The sequence below is a fragment of the Rugamonas sp. genome, from assembly GCF_025354735.1.
Taxonomy (GTDB): domain Bacteria; phylum Pseudomonadota; class Gammaproteobacteria; order Burkholderiales; family Burkholderiaceae_D; genus Rugamonas.
The window spans coordinates 1-15,993 of sequence record NZ_JANXMI010000273.1; the positions used below are offsets into that span (position 1 = coordinate 1).

22 protein-coding genes are annotated in these 15,993 nt (G+C 62.5%); 7 read left to right on the plus strand and 15 right to left on the minus strand.

Annotated elements, in window-relative coordinates; all coding sequences use genetic code 11:
• On the minus strand, positions 1-477 hold a 477-nt coding region (locus Q0S71_RS22035; RefSeq protein ID WP_296000521.1), incomplete at its 3' end, for a thiamine pyrophosphate-binding protein.
• 544 nt (positions 478-1,021) lie between these two features.
• On the opposite strand from Q0S71_RS22035, the gene Q0S71_RS22040 reads away from it, so the two are divergent.
• From Q0S71_RS22040 to Q0S71_RS22055, 4 genes are all read left to right on the plus strand, one after another.
• On the plus strand, positions 1,022-1,591 hold the full coding sequence (locus Q0S71_RS22040) for an RNA polymerase sigma factor (protein WP_296000571.1): 570 nt from the start codon (positions 1,022-1,024) through the stop codon (positions 1,589-1,591).
• Positions 1,588-2,013, plus strand: coding sequence for a DUF3619 family protein (locus Q0S71_RS22045; RefSeq protein WP_296000524.1), 426 nt, complete (start codon positions 1,588-1,590; stop codon positions 2,011-2,013). Before Q0S71_RS22040 ends, Q0S71_RS22045 begins: the two co-directional genes overlap by 4 nt.
• Before the next feature lie 74 nt (positions 2,014-2,087).
• The gene (locus tag Q0S71_RS22050; protein WP_296000526.1) at positions 2,088-2,795 is read left to right on the plus strand and encodes a DUF3106 domain-containing protein; all 708 of its coding nucleotides are present in this window, start codon (positions 2,088-2,090) and stop codon (positions 2,793-2,795) included.
• Positions 2,782-3,315 (plus strand): RDD family protein, encoded by a 534-nt coding sequence (locus Q0S71_RS22055; RefSeq protein ID WP_296000529.1) that lies wholly within the window; start codon positions 2,782-2,784, stop codon positions 3,313-3,315. Before Q0S71_RS22050 ends, Q0S71_RS22055 begins: the two co-directional genes overlap by 14 nt.
• A gap of 29 nt (positions 3,316-3,344) precedes the next feature.
• Here the strand turns inward: Q0S71_RS22055 and Q0S71_RS22060 are convergent, their stop codons facing one another.
• The 14 genes from Q0S71_RS22060 to Q0S71_RS22125 all read right to left on the minus strand — a co-directional run bounded on the left by Q0S71_RS22060 (position 3,345) and on the right by Q0S71_RS22125 (position 13,777).
• A complete protein-coding gene (locus tag Q0S71_RS22060) occupies positions 3,345-4,088 on the minus strand; it encodes an rRNA pseudouridine synthase (RefSeq protein ID WP_296000530.1) in 744 nt (247 codons plus the stop codon).
• Between the two features lie 63 nt (positions 4,089-4,151).
• A complete protein-coding gene (gene ltaE, locus Q0S71_RS22065) occupies positions 4,152-5,174 on the minus strand; it encodes a low-specificity L-threonine aldolase (RefSeq protein ID WP_296000532.1) in 1,023 nt (340 codons plus the stop codon).
• A 29-nt stretch (positions 5,175-5,203) separates the two neighbouring features.
• On the minus strand, positions 5,204-6,055 hold the full coding sequence (locus tag Q0S71_RS22070; RefSeq protein ID WP_296000574.1) for an SAM-dependent methyltransferase: 852 nt from the start codon (positions 6,053-6,055) through the stop codon (positions 5,204-5,206).
• 61 nt (positions 6,056-6,116) lie between these two features.
• The gene (gene iscX, locus Q0S71_RS22075) at positions 6,117-6,311 is read right to left on the minus strand and encodes a Fe-S cluster assembly protein IscX (protein WP_296000536.1); all 195 of its coding nucleotides are present in this window, start codon (positions 6,309-6,311) and stop codon (positions 6,117-6,119) included.
• 14 nt (positions 6,312-6,325) lie between these two features.
• The gene (gene fdx, locus Q0S71_RS22080; protein ID WP_296000538.1) at positions 6,326-6,667 is read right to left on the minus strand and encodes an ISC system 2Fe-2S type ferredoxin; all 342 of its coding nucleotides are present in this window, start codon (positions 6,665-6,667) and stop codon (positions 6,326-6,328) included.
• 43 nt (positions 6,668-6,710) lie between these two features.
• Complete coding sequence (gene hscA, locus Q0S71_RS22085) at positions 6,711-8,591, minus strand: Fe-S protein assembly chaperone HscA (RefSeq protein ID WP_296000541.1); 1,881 nt, start codon at positions 8,589-8,591, stop codon at positions 6,711-6,713.
• Between the two features lie 12 nt (positions 8,592-8,603).
• Positions 8,604-8,978, minus strand: coding sequence for a hypothetical protein (locus Q0S71_RS22090; RefSeq protein ID WP_296000544.1), 375 nt, complete (start codon positions 8,976-8,978; stop codon positions 8,604-8,606).
• Positions 8,975-9,478: a hypothetical protein gene (locus Q0S71_RS22095; RefSeq protein ID WP_296000547.1), complete on the minus strand. Its 504-nt coding sequence runs from the start codon at positions 9,476-9,478 to the stop codon at positions 8,975-8,977. The genes Q0S71_RS22090 and Q0S71_RS22095 overlap by 4 nt, the downstream gene beginning before the upstream one ends.
• A 3-nt stretch (positions 9,479-9,481) precedes the next feature.
• Entirely contained in the window at positions 9,482-10,003 is a 522-nt protein-coding gene (hscB, locus tag Q0S71_RS22100; RefSeq protein ID WP_296000549.1) for a Fe-S protein assembly co-chaperone HscB, read from the minus strand.
• Positions 10,004-10,168: 165 nt separating this feature from the next.
• Positions 10,169-10,492: an iron-sulfur cluster assembly protein IscA gene (gene iscA, locus Q0S71_RS22105; RefSeq protein ID WP_296000552.1), complete on the minus strand. Its 324-nt coding sequence runs from the start codon at positions 10,490-10,492 to the stop codon at positions 10,169-10,171.
• 84 nt (positions 10,493-10,576) lie between these two features.
• The gene (iscU, locus tag Q0S71_RS22110) at positions 10,577-10,966 is read right to left on the minus strand and encodes a Fe-S cluster assembly scaffold IscU (RefSeq protein ID WP_296000555.1); all 390 of its coding nucleotides are present in this window, start codon (positions 10,964-10,966) and stop codon (positions 10,577-10,579) included.
• A 69-nt stretch (positions 10,967-11,035) separates the two neighbouring features.
• Positions 11,036-12,301, minus strand: a complete 1,266-nt coding sequence (locus Q0S71_RS22115; RefSeq protein ID WP_296000557.1) for an IscS subfamily cysteine desulfurase — start codon at positions 12,299-12,301, stop codon at positions 11,036-11,038.
• Between the two features lie 24 nt (positions 12,302-12,325).
• Positions 12,326-12,802: a Fe-S cluster assembly transcriptional regulator IscR gene (gene iscR, locus Q0S71_RS22120; RefSeq protein ID WP_296000561.1), complete on the minus strand. Its 477-nt coding sequence runs from the start codon at positions 12,800-12,802 to the stop codon at positions 12,326-12,328.
• Positions 12,803-13,012: 210 nt separating this feature from the next.
• Positions 13,013-13,777 carry a uracil-DNA glycosylase gene (locus Q0S71_RS22125; RefSeq protein ID WP_296000563.1) on the minus strand — a complete coding sequence of 255 codons (765 nt, stop codon included), beginning with the start codon at positions 13,775-13,777 and terminating at the stop codon, positions 13,013-13,015.
• 179 nt (positions 13,778-13,956) lie between these two features.
• Here Q0S71_RS22125 and Q0S71_RS22130 point away from each other — a divergent pair, with 179 nt between their 5' ends.
• The 3 genes from Q0S71_RS22130 (at position 13,957) to Q0S71_RS22140 (ending at position 15,925) form a co-directional block, all read left to right on the plus strand.
• Positions 13,957-14,286: a type II toxin-antitoxin system RelE/ParE family toxin gene (locus tag Q0S71_RS22130; protein WP_296000565.1), complete on the plus strand. Its 330-nt coding sequence runs from the start codon at positions 13,957-13,959 to the stop codon at positions 14,284-14,286.
• The gene (locus Q0S71_RS22135) at positions 14,273-14,572 is read left to right on the plus strand and encodes an addiction module antidote protein (protein WP_296000567.1); all 300 of its coding nucleotides are present in this window, start codon (positions 14,273-14,275) and stop codon (positions 14,570-14,572) included. The genes Q0S71_RS22130 and Q0S71_RS22135 overlap by 14 nt, the downstream gene beginning before the upstream one ends.
• Positions 14,573-14,692: 120 nt before the next feature.
• Positions 14,693-15,925, plus strand: a complete 1,233-nt coding sequence (locus tag Q0S71_RS22140; RefSeq protein ID WP_296000569.1) for an efflux RND transporter periplasmic adaptor subunit — start codon at positions 14,693-14,695, stop codon at positions 15,923-15,925.
• Positions 15,926-15,993 lie beyond the last annotated feature (68 nt).

The following is a 15,993-nucleotide window of genomic DNA, read 5'->3' on the forward strand; positions in this document are numbered from 1 at the left end:
GGCGATGAAGAAGGCTTTCTTGACGGTTTCCGCCAAATCCTTGACGTCTTTGACGAGGAAATTGTGCTTGACCACGGGACGGGTGATGCCGACCGTGTCGCATTCCTGGAAGGCATCCTGGCCGATGGCGTGGCTAGGCACCTGGCCCGAGATCACGACCATGGGGATGGAATCCATGTAAGCGGTGGAAAGACCTGTCACGGCATTGGTGACGCCCGGACCGGACGTGACCAGCGCGACACCAACTTTATTCGAGCTGCGCGAGTACGCATCGGCGGCATGCACTGCGGCCTGTTCGTGACGCACGAGGACGTGTTGGAATTTGTCTTGCTTGAAGATGGCGTCGTAGATATACAGTACGGCTCCGCCCGGATAGCCAAAGACGTGTTCTACGCCTTCCTCGGCCAGGCAGCGCACCAGTATTTCAGCGCCTGTGAGCGTGTTCGCTCCTTGTGATGCGGTTGCTTCGGTATTCATGAAACATTCCTTTCAAGGTCCATGGGAGATTGATCGGATGCTCTTTCCTGACGAAGTATGCCTATTGCTACAGCGATTCCTTGCTTCCCTTTTTGATGCGGTCGCATCGTCCCTTCCGCCCACCGTAGGTAGCGTGCAAGACGGCGCTCAACGCAAGCTCGTTTGGCCGGATTTTCTGTAGCGGTTGTGCGTACCTCTCGCGCTTGTGGCGCGGGTTAGAGCAAACTGCCTACATATGAAAGCGCGTCGTGTCGGTGGCGGCGTTGTGTGCCGGCAGCGACCAGACCATAGAGCTTTGGGGTGTTCAAAGCGTCCCATACGGTACACCGGCGCACCGGTTTGGGCAAGAACTAAGCGCGAAAAACCGTGCAAAAACGGCACTTCTGGTGCGCCCCGGGCCAAAAGCGATGTAAAACGGTGCAGAAACGGCCAATATTTGCTAGCATGCCGTCAGTTCACAAATCGTTACAAACATAAACCCGGCAAAACCCCGGCCGCCCCGGCCCCACCCACTCCTGCATTCCGGCAGCACGCTCCACGACGCATGGCAACAGACAAAGAATTATCCGACTTTCTCGAAAACGTCGAGCGGCGCGCGTTCAAACAGGCCGTCTACGCCGTGCGCAAGGACGAATCGGCGCTCGACATCGTGCAAGACGCGATGATCAAGCTCGCCGAAAAATACGGCGACAAGCCGGCCGCCGAACTGCCGATGCTGTTCCAGCGCATCCTGCAAAACACCATCCTCGATTATTTCCGTCGCGAAAAGGTCAGAAACACCTGGGTCAGCCTGTTTTCCGGCATGGCGCCGTCCAATGGCGACCATGAGGATTTTGATATACTCGAATCGTACGAGGCGGAACAGGGGTCGGAAGCGTCCGAGTCGAGCGCCGACAAGGTCGAGCGCGCGCAAATGCTGCAACTGATCGACGAGGAGGTACAAAAACTTCCGGCGCGTCAACGGGAAGCCTTCCTTATGCGTTACTGGCAAGATATGGACGTGGCTGAAACAGCCGAAGCGATGGGCTGCTCGGAAGGCAGCGTGAAAACGCATTGCTCCCGCGCAACACACACTCTCGCTGCAACGCTCAAAGCCAAGGGAATAACACTATGAACACCGACGATCTCAATTTCGCCTACAAAGTACGGCACGCGCTGAACGAGCGGCTCGACACGCTGCCGGCCTCGATCACCGACCGCCTCGCCGCCGCGCGCCAGGCCGCCCTGGCCCGCAAAAAGGCCGACGCGCCGCTGCGCGTCACCCAGGCCCAGCTGGTCACGGCCACGGCCGGTGGCGGCGGCCTCGGCGGGCGCTTCTTCGGCGCCGAACAATTCTCGTGGATGACGCGGCTGAGCGTCATCATCCCGCTGCTGGCGCTCGTCATCGGCATGGGCGGCATCTACCACCACGAACAGCAGCGCCGCATCGCCGAGATCGCCGAACTGGACGCGGCCGTGCTGTCCGATGAGTTGCCGCTGTCGGCCTATCTGGACCACGGCTTCAACGCCTACCTCGCCAACCGAAGCGAGCAATAACGATGGCGCGTGTAAGCGGCCGGACTAAATTGGGCCTCGTCGTAGCAGCTTTGATAGCAGCAGCAGTCGCAAGCATGGCATGGGTCGGCCAGCCGGCGCCACCGGCGGCCCCGGTGGCCGCGACGACGGCCGCCACGGCCACGGCACAGCCGACCGCCGTCGCCGGCGGCAAGCACGCCGTCGTCAAAAACCCGCTCGACAAACCCCTGTGGAAAGACCTGACGCCGGCGCAGCAGCAAGCGCTCGAGCCCCTGGTCGCCGAGTGGGACAAGATGGAAGGCTTGCGCAAGAAAAAATGGCTGGAAGTGGCCAACCGTTACTCGTCGATGAGCCCGGACGAACAGCAGCGCCTGCACGAGCGCATGCGCGAATTCATCACGCTGACGCCGGAGCAGCGCCGCCAGGTGCGCCAGACCTACGCCCGCACCCAGAAGCTGGACCCGAGCGAAAAGTCGGCCCAGTGGGAGCAATACCAGCAACTGCCGGAAGAACAGAAGCAAAAACTGGCCGCCAACGTCAAGAAACAGGTCGCCAACCTGCCGACGCCCAGCCAGAGCAAGGTCAAGACCGTGCCGCCGATTAAGGCGGGCGTCATCATTCCGGCCGCCGGCGGCCAGTCGATACCCGCCGCCGCGTCGACGCCGGTGACGGTGGTGTCGCCGGCGCCCGCCGCCGGCTCGGCGCCGCTGCCGCCGGCCTCCAATGTGCAGCCGGTGATCGCGCCGGCCGCCGCATCGTCGGCCCCGGCCAGCGCGTCGACGCCCGCCAATGTCAACAAATAAGCTGCAAGCGGCCGGCACGCCAGCCATCGGCCGCCGGCTCATCGCCATGGTCTATGAAATCCTGCTCGGCTTCGCCGTGCTGTTCCTGCCCTTCCTCATTTTTGAAGTCGCCACCCACGCCAGCCACACGCCGCTGGTCGAACACATGCGGCAAGCGCTGGCCTTCCTCGTGCTCGGCGCTTACTTCATCCACCAATGGAGCGTGCAGGGACAGACGCTGGCGATGAAAACCTGGCGCATCAAGGTCGTGGTGCCGGGTCAGGCGCATCTGTCGCTACAGGCTGCCGTGGTGCGTTATCTGCTGAGCTGGATGTGGGTGCTGCCCGCGCTGATCGTCGATACCGCGCTGGGGCTGAGGAACTGGACCGCGCTCGGCGTGGTGGGACTCGGCGTGCTGGCGTGGGCCGCGACGGCGCTGCTCGACCGCGACCGCCAGTTCCTGCACGACCGCCTGACCGGCACCCGTTTGATCCAGCTGCCGGCGCCGGAGAAAAAGAAGAAAGTCGCCGCGCAAGCGTGAACGTCAAAAAGACCGTGAGCGGTCTTTTTTTAGAAGCGCTCGTAACCTTGCAGGTAGCGCCATTCGCCGACCGGCAAACCGGCCATGGCGATGCGGCCGATACGAATGCGCTTCATCGACACCACGCTCAGTCCCACCATCTTGCACATATGTTCGATCTGCCCCGGCAGCACGCCCTTGAGCGCGAAGCGCAGCCGCGTCTCGTTCTGCCAGCTGACCTTCATCGGCGCCAGCGGCTTGCCGTTGAACGGCAGGCCGTGATTGAGCAGCGCCAGTCCGTTCTCGCTGATCGTCCCCGCCACTTCGACGATGACCTCCTGCTCCATGCGCGAGGCCTCGTCCACCAGCTTGCGCGAGACCCGGAAGTCCTGCGTATAAATCAGCAGGCCGCTGGCCGTGGTGCCCAGTGGATTGGTCAGCGTCAGCCCGGTCAGATGGCGCTTGAGGAAGCGCGGCCCGCGCGACGCCGCATTGTGCGAGTCGGCGCTCAGGCAGCCCAGCGCCGGCGCGCCCTCGCCGCCGATGCCGGCGTTGAAGCCGGCCGGCTTGTGCAGCAATATCGTCACCGGTACGATTTCCAGCAGCGTCGCGTCGGGCGCGATATCGATGCGCTGCTGCTCGGTGACGCGCGCGCCCGCCTCCTCCACCAGCACGCCGTCCACGCTGACCCAGCCGCCTTCGATGTACTGCTCGGCCTCGCGCCGCGAGCAGGGGCGCATTTCCGATACGCGCTTGGCGAGTCGGACGGTGTTGTCGGCGGTGGAGTCGGTCATGGGGTCAGTTCAAAATAAGGGACAGGCGGCATTGTACCCGCCGCCCGAGGGCGCGGTTTGAAATCAGCCGAAAAAGTCGCCGAACACGTTGATGGCGCGGTCGATATCGGCGCGCGACGCGTCCATGTGGGTGACGATGCGCAGGTGCGGCGCCATCGACACGCGGATCCGCGTCAGCGCGAACACGTCGCCCAGGCCCTTGCAGGCGTCGGCCGGGATATCGACATAAAAAATATTCGTCTGCGGCGTGCTGACCGTGATGCCCTTGACCTTGGCCAGCTCGCCGGCGAAGTAGGCGGCGTTGGCGTGGTCCTCGGCCAGCCGCGCCACGTTGTGCTCGAGCGCGTACAGGCCGGCCGCCGCGATCACGCCGGCCTGGCGCATGCCGCCGCCGAGCATCTTGCGCCAGCGTTTCGCTTCGGCGATCAGCAGCTTGCTGCCGCACAGGATGGAGCCGACCGGCGCGCCCAGTCCCTTCGACAGGCAGACCGACACGCTGTCGAAGCCGGCCACGGCCGCGCGCAAGCTCACGCCCTGCTGGACGGCGGCGTTGCAGATGCGGGCGCCGTCCAGGTGCGTGGCCAGGCCGCGCGCGTGCGCGAGGTCGGTGGCCTGCTTGAGGTAGTCGGCACCGAGCACGCGGCCGCCGATGGTGTTTTCCAGCGCCAGCAAGCGTGTGCGCGCGAAGTGAAAATCGTCCGGCTTGATCTGCGCGTCGATGTCGGCCAGCGCGATGCCGCCGTCGGGCTGATTGACGATGGGCTGCGGCTGGATGCTGCCGAGGACCGCCGCGCCGCCGCCTTCATAGCGATAGGTGTGGGCCTCCTGGCCGACCAGGTATTCGTCGCCACGGCCGCAGTGCGCCAGCAATGCCAGCAGATTGCTCTGCGTGCCCGAGGGCGCGAACAGCGCCGCTTCGTGGCCGAACAAATCGGCCGCGTAATCCTGCAGGCGGTTGACGGTGGGGTCGTCGCCGTAGACGTCGTCGCCGACGTCGGCCGCATGCATCGCGGCGCGCATCGCGGCGCTGGGCCGGGTGACGGTGTCGCTGCGTAAATCCAACCATTGCTCGTTCAGATCACTCATCGTGCCACCGTCTCCTGTCGTTGTGAATATTAAAGCGCCGCCGCTTTCGCCACCTGTTCGGTGAAGAAGCGCTGGCCCATTTCTTCCAGTCCCAAGGTCTCCAGCACTTCCTGCAAACGCTCGGTCGGACGCTGGCGCGGCAGGTTTTTGTAGCTGGCGATGATGAGTTCATTTTTCATCGAATGCTCCCAGCCCACCAGCTCCGTCACGTTGACCTGATAGCCGTGCGCCTCCAGTTGCAAGCAGCGCAGCACGTTGGTGATCTGGCTGCCGAATTCGCGCGTGTGCAGCGGATGGCGCCAGATTTCGGTCAGCGCGTTTTTCGCCAGCGTCTTGCCCTTGTTCTTCTTCAGCACCGACGCCACTTCGGCCTGGCAGCACGGCACCAGCACCATGAAGCGCGCCTTTTTCTTCAGCGCGAAATGGATGGCGTCGTCGGTCGCCGTGTTGCAGGCGTGGAGCGCGGTGACGATGTCGATCCGCTCCGGCAGCAGCGTCGACTCGGTCGACTCGGCCACCGACAGCGGCAGGAAGGACATGCCGGGGAAGTTGAATTTCTTCGCCAGCTCCTGCGACTTCGCCACCAGCTCTTCGCGCGTTTCGATGCCGTAGATGCGGGAGCCGTCGTTGAGCGACTTGAAGAACAGGTCGTACAAGATAAACCCGAGATAGGATTTGCCGGCGCCGTGGTCGACCAGCGACACGCCGCGATTGTTATCGCCCTCCGATTGCAGCTCCTTGAGCAGCGGCTCGATGAACTGGTACAGGTGATAGACCTGCTTCAATTTGCGGCGGCTGTCCTGGTTCATCTTGCCGTCGCGCGTCAGGATGTGCAGCTCCTGCAGCAGCGCGACCGACTGGCCTTCGCGGATTTCGGGCATCGCCGCGGCGCTCGTGGTCTCGGGGACCGGCGTGTACTTGGCGACCGGCTTGGCCGCTGGCTTAGCGTGCTTCATCGATCCACGCGGCCTGTATCGCTTCGAGCACTTTTTCGCCGCCGCGCGTGTGGTCGTCGTCGAAACCATCCAGCTCCACGACCCAGTTATGCAGGTCGGTGAAACGGATCGTCAGCGGATCGATGTCCGGGAATTTGTCGAACAGCGCTTCCGCGATCGCGGTGATGTCACTCCATTTCATGTCTGGCTCCGGTCTCAGTGACCGCCCTCGCTGGCGTGGTTGATCGTGTACTTCGGAATCTCGACCACCAGGTCCTGATCGGCCACCACCGACTGGCACGACAGGCGCGACACGGCTTCCAGGCCCCAGGCCTTGTCGAGCAGGTCTTCCTCGGTGTCGGATGCTTCGCTGAGCGAACTGAAACCCTCGCGCACCAGCACGTGGCAGGTGGTGCAGGCGCAGGACTTCTCGCAGGCGTGCTCGATGTTGATGTCATTTTCGAGCATGATGTCGCACAGCGTCTTGCCGGCTTCGGCTTCGACGACGGCGCCTTCGGGGCACAGTTTTGCGTGGGGCAGGAATACGATTTGTGGCACTTGATACCTCTGATTTATTGTATGGGTGCGAGCTTGCGCCGGCTTAAATAACCTGGTCCAGCGTCTTGCCGGCCAGCGCGCTGCGCACGCTGCGGTCCATGCGGCGCGATGCGAATTCCTCGGTGCCGTGGGCCAGCGCTTCGATCGCGGCCTTGACGGCGTGGTGGTCGATGGCGCCGGTGGCCGATTGCGCGATAGCGTCGCGCACCCGCCGCATCAGCGCGTCGACGGACACGCGCTCCTCGTCCGACAGCAAGGCGCTGTCGTCATCGAGCGCCGACTGCGTGGCCAGCAAAATGCGCTCGGCCTCGACCTGCTCTTCGCGCAGCGCGCGGGCGACCATGTCGACGTCGGCCGACTTGTACGACTCTTGCAGCATGCGCGCGACGTCGTCGTCGCCCAGGCCGTAAGCCGGCTTGACGCTGATCGACGCTTCCACGCCGGAGCGCAGCTCGCGCGCCGACACCGACAGCAAACCGTCCGCGTCGACCTGATAGGTGATGCGGATGCGCGCGGCGCCCGCCACCATCGGCGGTATGCCTCGCAGCTCGAAGCGCGCCAGCGAACGGCAGTCGGACACCAGCTCGCGCTCGCCCTGCAGCACGTGCACGGCCAGCGCCGTCTGGCCGTCCTTGAAGGTGGTGAATTCCTGTGCGCGGGCGCAAGGAATCGTCGAATTGCGCGGGATGATTTTCTCGACCAGGCCGCCCATCGTCTCGATGCCGAGCGACAGCGGGGTCACGTCCAGCAGCAGCCAGTCGTCGCCCGGCGCGCGGTTGCCGGCCAGCAGATTGGCCTGGATCGCCGCGCCCAGCGCGACCACTTTATCGGGATCGATATTGGCGTGCGGGATGGTGTGGAAGTATTCGCTGACGGCGCGCTGCACGTGCGGCATGCGCGTGGCGCCGCCGACCATGACAACGCCGTCGATATCGTCGGCGTCGACGCCGGCGTCGCGCAGCGCCTTGCGGATCGCGCTCATGGTTTTTGCGACGAGGTGCTTGGTGATGTCGTGGAAGGTGTGGGCGGTCACGCGCAGATGGACTTCCTCGCCCGAGTTGAGGATGGCGTCGACCGTCACTTCATCCTTGGTCGACAGCAGCTCCTTCGCTTCGCGCGCTTTCACCATCAGGATGGCCGTGTCTTCGTCCGACAACGGCGCCAGTTTTTCCTGCTCGTGGATCCAGCAGAACAGGCGGTGGTCGAAGTCGTCGCCGCCCAGCGCGGAATCGCCGCCGGTGGACAGCACCTCGAACACTCCCTTGCTGAGCTTGAGGATGGAGATGTCGAAGGTGCCGCCACCGAGGTCGTAGACCGCGAACGTGCCTTCGGAAGCGTTATCGAGGCCGTAGGCGATGGCGGCGGCGGTCGGCTCGCTCAACAGGCGCAGCACGTTGATGCCGGCCAGCTGCGCCGCGTCTTTCGTGGCCTGGCGCTGCGCGTCGTCGAAGTAGGCCGGCACGGTGATGACGGCGCCGACCAGGTCGTCGCCCAGCGCATCCTCGGCGCGCTGGCGCAAGGTGGCGAGTATCTGGGCCGAAATCTCGACCGGGCTTTTGACGCCGGCGACGGTTTTCAGCGTGACCATGCCCGGCGCGTCCTGGAAATCGTAGGGCAGGTTTTCCGCGTAGGCGATGTCGCGCAGGCCGCGGCCCATGAAGCGCTTGACCGAGACGATGGTGTTCTTCGGATCGGTGGTCTGCGCAGCCTGCGCCTTGTAGCCGATGTTGGCGTGGCCGTTCGGCAGATAGCGCACCACGGACGGCAGCAGCGGGCGGCCCTCCTCGTCGTTGAGCACTTCGGGGATGCTGCTGCGCACGGTGGCGACCAGCGAATTGGTGGTGCCCAGATCGATCCCCACCGCCAGCCGGTGCTGGTGCGGTGCGGTGGACATGCCTGGTTCGGAGATTTGCAGAAGTGCCATCTAATTACAATCTTAAGACTTTGAGTTAAGTAAATTCTGTAAGAAACCGTCGACATTTGAAGTCTTATACTGCACGGTCTCAAAGAGATCATGAACTTGCGATGATTGAGGAAATTCGAATTGCAGCTCACCATCATCCGTCAGCAAAGCTAGTATCACACGCTCACTCCAACGCTCTGCCTCGATTTCAATGGAAAAAAAACGAAATCGTTGCTGATACAAGGCCAAGCGCTGGCCCATATATTCCGTTTCAAAATAAGATGAAAACACTGAGTCTGTACCAATGCCCAAATTTCTGGGCGCCGACCTTCTGACCCACTTGATCTCGCCCAAATGGGTCATGCGTAAAATCTGGAATATTGCCTGCTCAAGTTTTTCGTCGTTCATTTGCCGCTCCAGTTCATATCGCCGACTTCGTTTTCCAGTGATCGTATTAACCCACGTCCTTTGCCATATATGTCAAGCAGCACCTCAGGACTAATTACCTCTCTGCCAAATTCCCAGAAACGTCGCCCCAACCCCGTTTTCCTTATTGCCATCAATAAGCTGTCAGCCGCGACTTTAGAATCAGCACCCACTTTGCCACGGATACTTTTTGCATCGACCAAGAGATGATTCAGAGCTTCGTTAATTTGCGCGCGCGCAGAATTGTGATCAGATACTCCCTTATTTATCTGCACCAACGCCTTATCGATGTTCTTTTTTATCACAGGCAAAGTGGCCTTGAAGAGGTACTTCCGTTCGATCTTCCTCAGTTTATATACCGCAAAGCAGGAGGCAAGTGCGCCCGCAATCTTCGTGAGCTCGAATAAGCGATCTAACAAGAGTGCATTCTGACCTGAAAAGTCGGTGACATATCCCCATAACTGAACGAGATGCGAGCTCATACCCTATGGATACTCTTCAAATTCCGTGAATGAATGTGCGACAGACTCCCCGAATTTCTCCAGGAACATCAGCGCGCGAACACCTTGCGCCGCTTGCGTAAAGTCGGCGGCGTCAAGCTGCGCGCCGACTTGTTCCAGCAGCGTCTTGCGCTCGTTGCGCAACTGCCTGTCGAGCGCTTCGAGCGCGTCGAGGTCCTTGCCGGCGCGGGCTTCGCCCAGTTCTTCGCGCCACTCCATCTGCTGCATCAGGAAGGCCATCGGCATGGCCGTATTCGACTCGGTCTGCAAATCGATGCCGTTCAACTCGCACAGGTACTGCGCGCGCCGCTGCGGATTTTTCAGGGTCTGATAGGCTTCGTTGGCGCGCGTGGCCCACTGCATGGCGACGCGCTTTTCGGCGGCGGTCGCGTTGACGAACCGGTCGGGATGGACGCGGCTTTGCACGTCGCGAAAGGCGGCATCGAGCGCGCTCGCGTCGAGCGCGAACTGCGGCGGCAACTGGAATAACTCGAAATGGTTTTGCATGGTTCGGGGCGGTCTGTTCGCTGCTGGATCAAAGTCGATCAAAATCGATCAGGGTCGATCAGGAGGCCGGCGCGAAGCGAGAAAGTAACGTGAAAAAACGTGAAAGCAGCGCGGAAAAACCGCGCGAGACGATGAGGACCGGTGAGCGGTCGTCATCGCGGAACATCAGATGCGGAAGCTTTCGCCGCAGCCGCACGCGTCCTTCTCGTTCGGATTGTGGAACTTGAAGCCTTCGTTCAAGCCTTCGCGCGCGAAATCGAGTTCGGTGCCGTCGATGTAGGGCAGGCTTTTCGGATCGACGAACACTTTCACGCCGTGCGATTCGAAGACGCTGTCCTCGCTCTCGGCTTCATCGACATATTCCAGCTTGTAGGCCAGACCCGAGCAGCCCGTCGTGCGCACGCCGAAGCGCAGGCCGACGCCCTTGCCGCGCCGTTCGATGTAGCGGTTGATGTGTTTCGCTGCTTTTTCGGTCAGTGTGATTGCCATGCATTCTCTCCGTCCCGGTCCCGCGCAACCGCGCGGAACCGGCTTAACACGATGCTGCGCTGCGCGCGCAGATAGATACGATACTTACGCCGCGACCGCGTGCTTGGTTTTGTAATCCAATACGGCCGCCTTGATGGCGTCTTCCGCCAGGATGGAGCAGTGGATCTTCACCGGCGGCAGCGCCAGTTCTTCGGCGATCTGGGTGTTCTTGATGGCCAGCGCCTGGTCCAGCGTTTTACCCTTGACCCATTCCGTCACCAGCGAGCTCGAAGCGATGGCCGAGCCGCAGCCGTAGGTCTTGAATTTCGCGTCTTCGATCAGGCCATCGGCGCCGACCTTGATTTGCAGCTTCATGACGTCGCCGCAGGCGGGCGCGCCGACCATGCCGGTGCCGACCGAGTCATCGCCCTTGTCGAAAGCGCCAACGTTGCGCGGGTTTTCGTAATGGTCCAACACTTTGTCTGAATAAGCCATTTTGATGCTCCTGAAATTTTAAAATTCTGATGCGTGATGTGGCCTGGGCCGCAAAACCGGGTGCGCCGCTTAGTGCGCCGCCCACTGGATCGAGCTGATATCGATGCCCTCTTTGAACATGTCCCACAGCGGCGACAGCTCGCGCAGCTTGTGTACTTTCGACTTCATCAAATCGATGGCGAAGTCGACGTCTTGCTCGGTCGTGAAGCGGCCGATCGTGAAACGGATGGAGCTGTGCGCCAGCTCGTCGCTGCGGCCCAGGGCGCGCAACACATACGACGGCTCCAGCGAGGCCGAGGTGCAGGCCGAGCCCGACGACACGGCCAGGTCCTTGACGGCCATAATCAGCGACTCGCCCTCGACGTAGTTGAAGCTCACGTTCAGGTTGTGCGGCACGCGGTGTTCCATGTCGCCGTTGATATAGGTTTCTTCGATTTCCTGCAGGCCGGTGGCGAGGCGGTCGCGCAGTGCCTTGATGCGCACGATCTCGCTGTCCATCTCGACCTTGGCGAGGCGGAAGGCTTCGCCCATGCCGACGATCTGGTGGGTCGGCAGCGTGCCCGAACGCAGGCCGCGCTCGTGGCCGCCGCCGTGCATCTGCGCTTCCAGGCGCACGCGCGGCTTGCGGCACACGTACAAAGCGCCTATGCCTTTCGGGCCGTAGGTTTTGTGCGCGGTGAAGGTCATCAAATCGACCTTGGTCTTTTGCAGGTCGATGACGACCTTGCCGGTGGCCTGGGCGGCGTCGCAGTGGAAGATGATGCCCTTGGAGCGGCACAATTCGCCGATGGCGTCGATGGGCTGGATCACGCCGATCTCGTTATTGACCAGCATCACGGAGACCAGGATGGTGTCGGGACGGATGGCGGCGGCCAGCTGCTCGACGGTGATCAAGCCATTGTCCTGCGGCTCCAGATAGGTGGCATCAAAGCCGACCCGTTCCAGTTCGCGCACCGTGTCGAGCACCGCTTTGTGCTCGGTCTTGACGGTGATGATGTGCTTGCCCTTGGACTTGTAGAATTGGGCCGCGCCCTTGATGGCCAGGTTGTTGCTCTCGGTGGCGCCGGAGGTCCAGATGATTTCGCGCGGGTCGGCGTTGACGAGGGCGGCGACGTGGCCGCGCGCTTCTTCAACGGCTTTTTCAGCGGTCCAGCCGTACATATGGCTGCGCGACGCCGGATTGCCGAACTGCTCGCGCAGATAGGGGATCATCAGGTCGGCGACGCGCGGATCGATCGGCGTCGTGGCCGAGTAATCCATGTAGATCGGGAAGTGCGGCGCGGTCTGGAAGTGGACCGGCGGAAGCTGCGCGACGTTTTTTTCTGGGGCGTTCATCTAATAACTCCAATGCTTTCTTGATTAACCAAGCGCGGCGTGGTTACGGTGCATCACCACCACGTTTTGTTCGGCGTTCTTTTGCTTCTGTTGGTCGACCAGGTCTTGCAGCGACACGGAATCGAGATAGTCGACCATTTTTTCATTCAGCGTGGCCCACAGCTCGTGGGTCATGCAGCGCACGCCAGTGGCGGCGTCGGCGCCGTGACAATTTTCCTTGCCGCCGCACTGGGTGGCGTCGAGCGGCTCGTCGACCGCGATGATGATGTCGGCCACGGTCACCTTGTCGGCGCGGCGCGCCAGACTGTAACCGCCGCCGGGACCACGGATCGATTCGACGATTTCATGGCGTCGCAGCTTGCCGAACAGCTGCTCCAAGTAGGACAGCGAAATGGCCTGGCGCTGGCTGATGCCCGACAGCGTGACCGGGCCCTTGCCCTGGCGCAGGGCCAGGTCGATCATCGCCGTCACGGCAAAACGGCCTTTGGTGGTCAGACGCATCACTACCTCGGTTTAACTGTTGAACTCGGCTACGCTCAGCTGTACTCAGCTACAATCTCGCTTTCGACTACACCTCAAACCCTGAGTAGTTGAACGATTTAGTCAAGTATACCAAACTTTAAAGAACCGCGTCGGAGCAGCCCTACTCTGGATGAGGTCGGCGCCCGCCGCGGCGCGCCGGGGGAACGCTGCACGGCGGTTGCGGGATGCTTACAGCGGCCGCAACAGATGCATGGCGCCGAACAGGGCCTGCATGTCCCGATTGCCGATGAAGCTCAGGTTATAGGGATGCTCGGCCGCGATCTGCGGGAACGATGCCATCACCGGCAAGCGATTCAACTGTTCGGCGATCTTGCCCCACAGGACCAGCGTCGGCGTCGTGGCGGCCTGCGCGGCCAGGCCGGCCATCACCGTCTCGAAGAACGGCAGCCAGGCCCGGGCATCCCTGACCGGCGCCACGTGGGCGCGGAACACCAGCGACGCGTTCAGCAGCAAAAAACCCTGGGCCGTCAATTTTTGCTGCAATTGTTGCAGCGTCTGGATGGCCGCGCCGTCGCGGGCGCGCGCCGCCACCCCGGCCAGCGCGGCGCCGACCGTGCTGTCGGGCGCCAGCTGGCCGTCGGCCACCAGCAGCATCTTGATGAAATTGCGCAGCGACGTGGCGCGGTTGACCGGCTTCGACAAGCCGCCGCCCTGCTCGTCCGACCACAGGCTGCCGACCGCGCCGTCCATGAAGCAGACGCCGGTGGCGCTGGCCGCGCGCGGGTACGGGCCTTCGCCGACGAGCACATAGCGCACCTGCGCCAGCGGCAGCGCGAAGGCGGCGAACAGGCGGTTTTCGGTCGGCAGATAGTCGTCGCCGGCCAGCTCGTCCAGATAGGCCGGGTCCATCGCTGCCAGACCGAGGATCAGAATCGGGCGCCACGACACGTCGGCGCGGTCGAGCGCGGTCAGGATGGGAGTCGGAATGGTCATGGTGGGGAGCCGCGCGGAAAAGTCGGGATTGTAGCGCAATCACTAATCACTATTAAGTAGACGCCATAAGCAGATACCGCGCAATGCCCCCACCTCCGCTTCATGCGACCCTGCCCGCTTACCAGCCTGGAGCGAATGACCGCGTTCGGTTGCTGGCAAAAAATCGCCTACAAGCTAATATGTATCGCATACTCCACTATCTTGACAGGCAAGGCAAAGACCACTATCAGGAGTGGTTAAATTCTTTACGTGATCGGCAGGCAAAAATTGCGGTTATTCGGCGGGTCGCGCGTTTGGAAACCGGATTGGCTGGTGATCGGAAATCCGTTCGCGGCGGCATACTGGAGCTGCGTGTCGATGTCGGCGCCGGCTACCGAATTTATTATGCCTTCGTTGATCGAACCGTCATCCTGTTGACTTGCGGCGGCAACAAGCAGACGCAAGATCACGACGTTAACTTGGCGATTGAAATACTCCGCGACTGGAAGAAAAGAAATGAAAAAAACTGATCTCTCTCATGAGGAGGCGACCGTCAGCATGTTCCGCAGCGATCCGGCCCTCGCTGCGGAATATCTCAATGACGTCCTTGCAAACGGCGACGAAGTGGATTTAATGCTCGCCCTCCGCTCCCTCAGTAAGGCATTCGGCGGGATACGGGAAGTGGCCCGAGGTGCCGACGCCAACCCCAATACGATGTATCGCACGCTGTCGAAACAGGGCAATCCCTCATTGAAGACCTTGCGGGCTGTTTTGAACGCCATGGGCTTACGCCTGGCCGTGCAAGCCATCAACTAAACAAGACGGGGCGGCCAGCCGCGCCATGTGAAACGACATTGAGCCACTTGCTTCCGCGTACTTCCGCTTACTTGTATGGCACTATAATCGTTTGCATGTCAAAAAAACCAGAGGCGCCTTGTGACAGCACCCGACATCTCCAAGCTCAAGATCGAACGCGGCGCGACGGCGCAGATACCGGGCCGGCGCTCGCGGCGGCGGCGCTGGATCAAGATCGCCGCCGCCGTCGTGGCGCTGCTCGCCATCGCCATGGTCGCCAGCCGGCAGCTCGACGGCAAGGCCAGCGTCGAGACGGTGACCGTGGCGCAGGCCTACCCGTCGCAAAACTACACGCTGCTCAACGCCACCGGCTACGTCGTCGCGCAGCGCAAGGCGGCGCTGTCGTCCAAGGCCACCGGACGGCTGGAGTGGCTGGGCGTGCTCGAAGGCAGCCACGTCAAGCAGAACGAGATCGTCGCGCGGCTGGAGAACCGCGACGTCGCCGCCAGCCTGGGACAGGCGCAGGCCAACGTCAAGGTGGCGCAGGCCAACCTGGAACTGGGCCAGGCCGAGCTGCTCGACGCCCAGCGCGATTTCAAGCGCACCGGCGACTTGGTGGCGCAGAAATTCATCTCGGCCGCGACCTACGACACGGCGCAGGCGCGCGTGACCAAGGCGCAGGCGACGATGGCCGGCTACCGCGCCGCCATCACGGCCGCGCAGGCCAACGCGCAGGTGGCCCAGGTGGCGCTGGACCAGACCGTGATACGCGCGCCCTTCGACGGCGTGATCCTGACCAAGAACGCCAACGTGGGCGACAACATCACGCCGTTTTCGTCGGCCGCCGACAGCAAGGGCGCGGTCGTCACCATCGCCGACATGGATACGCTGGAGGTGGAGGCCGACGTGTCGGAGTCCAATATCAGCAAGATCCGCGTCGGGCAGCCGGCCGAGATTCAGCTCGACGCCTTCCCCGATCTGCGCCTGGCCGGCAGCGTCTCGCGCATGGTGCCGACGGTGGACCGCAGCAAGGCGACCTTGCTGGTCAAGGTGCGCTTCGGTGAGCAAGAGCGCGACCGCGATGCGCGGGTGCTGCCGGACATGAGCGCGAAGGTGGCGTTTTCATCGAAGCCGGTGCCGGCCTCGGAGCGTGCGGCCGTGACGGCGGTGCAGGCGGGCGCCATCGCGACGCGCGACGGCAAGCCGGTGGCCTTCGTCGTCGAGGGCGACAAGGTCAAGCAGGTGGCGGTGACGCCGGGACGCAAGATCGGCGAGCTGTTGGAAGTGGGCGGCGTCAAGCCGGGCGACAAGCTGGTGCTGGCGCCGGACGCCAAGCTGCGCGACGGCCAATTGGTGGCGGTGACGAAAAAGTAGGCTGATCGGCGGGCGCCGGACCTCGGGGTCAGACCACGGTTTCGAATGAATCTCTCGAAACCGTGGTC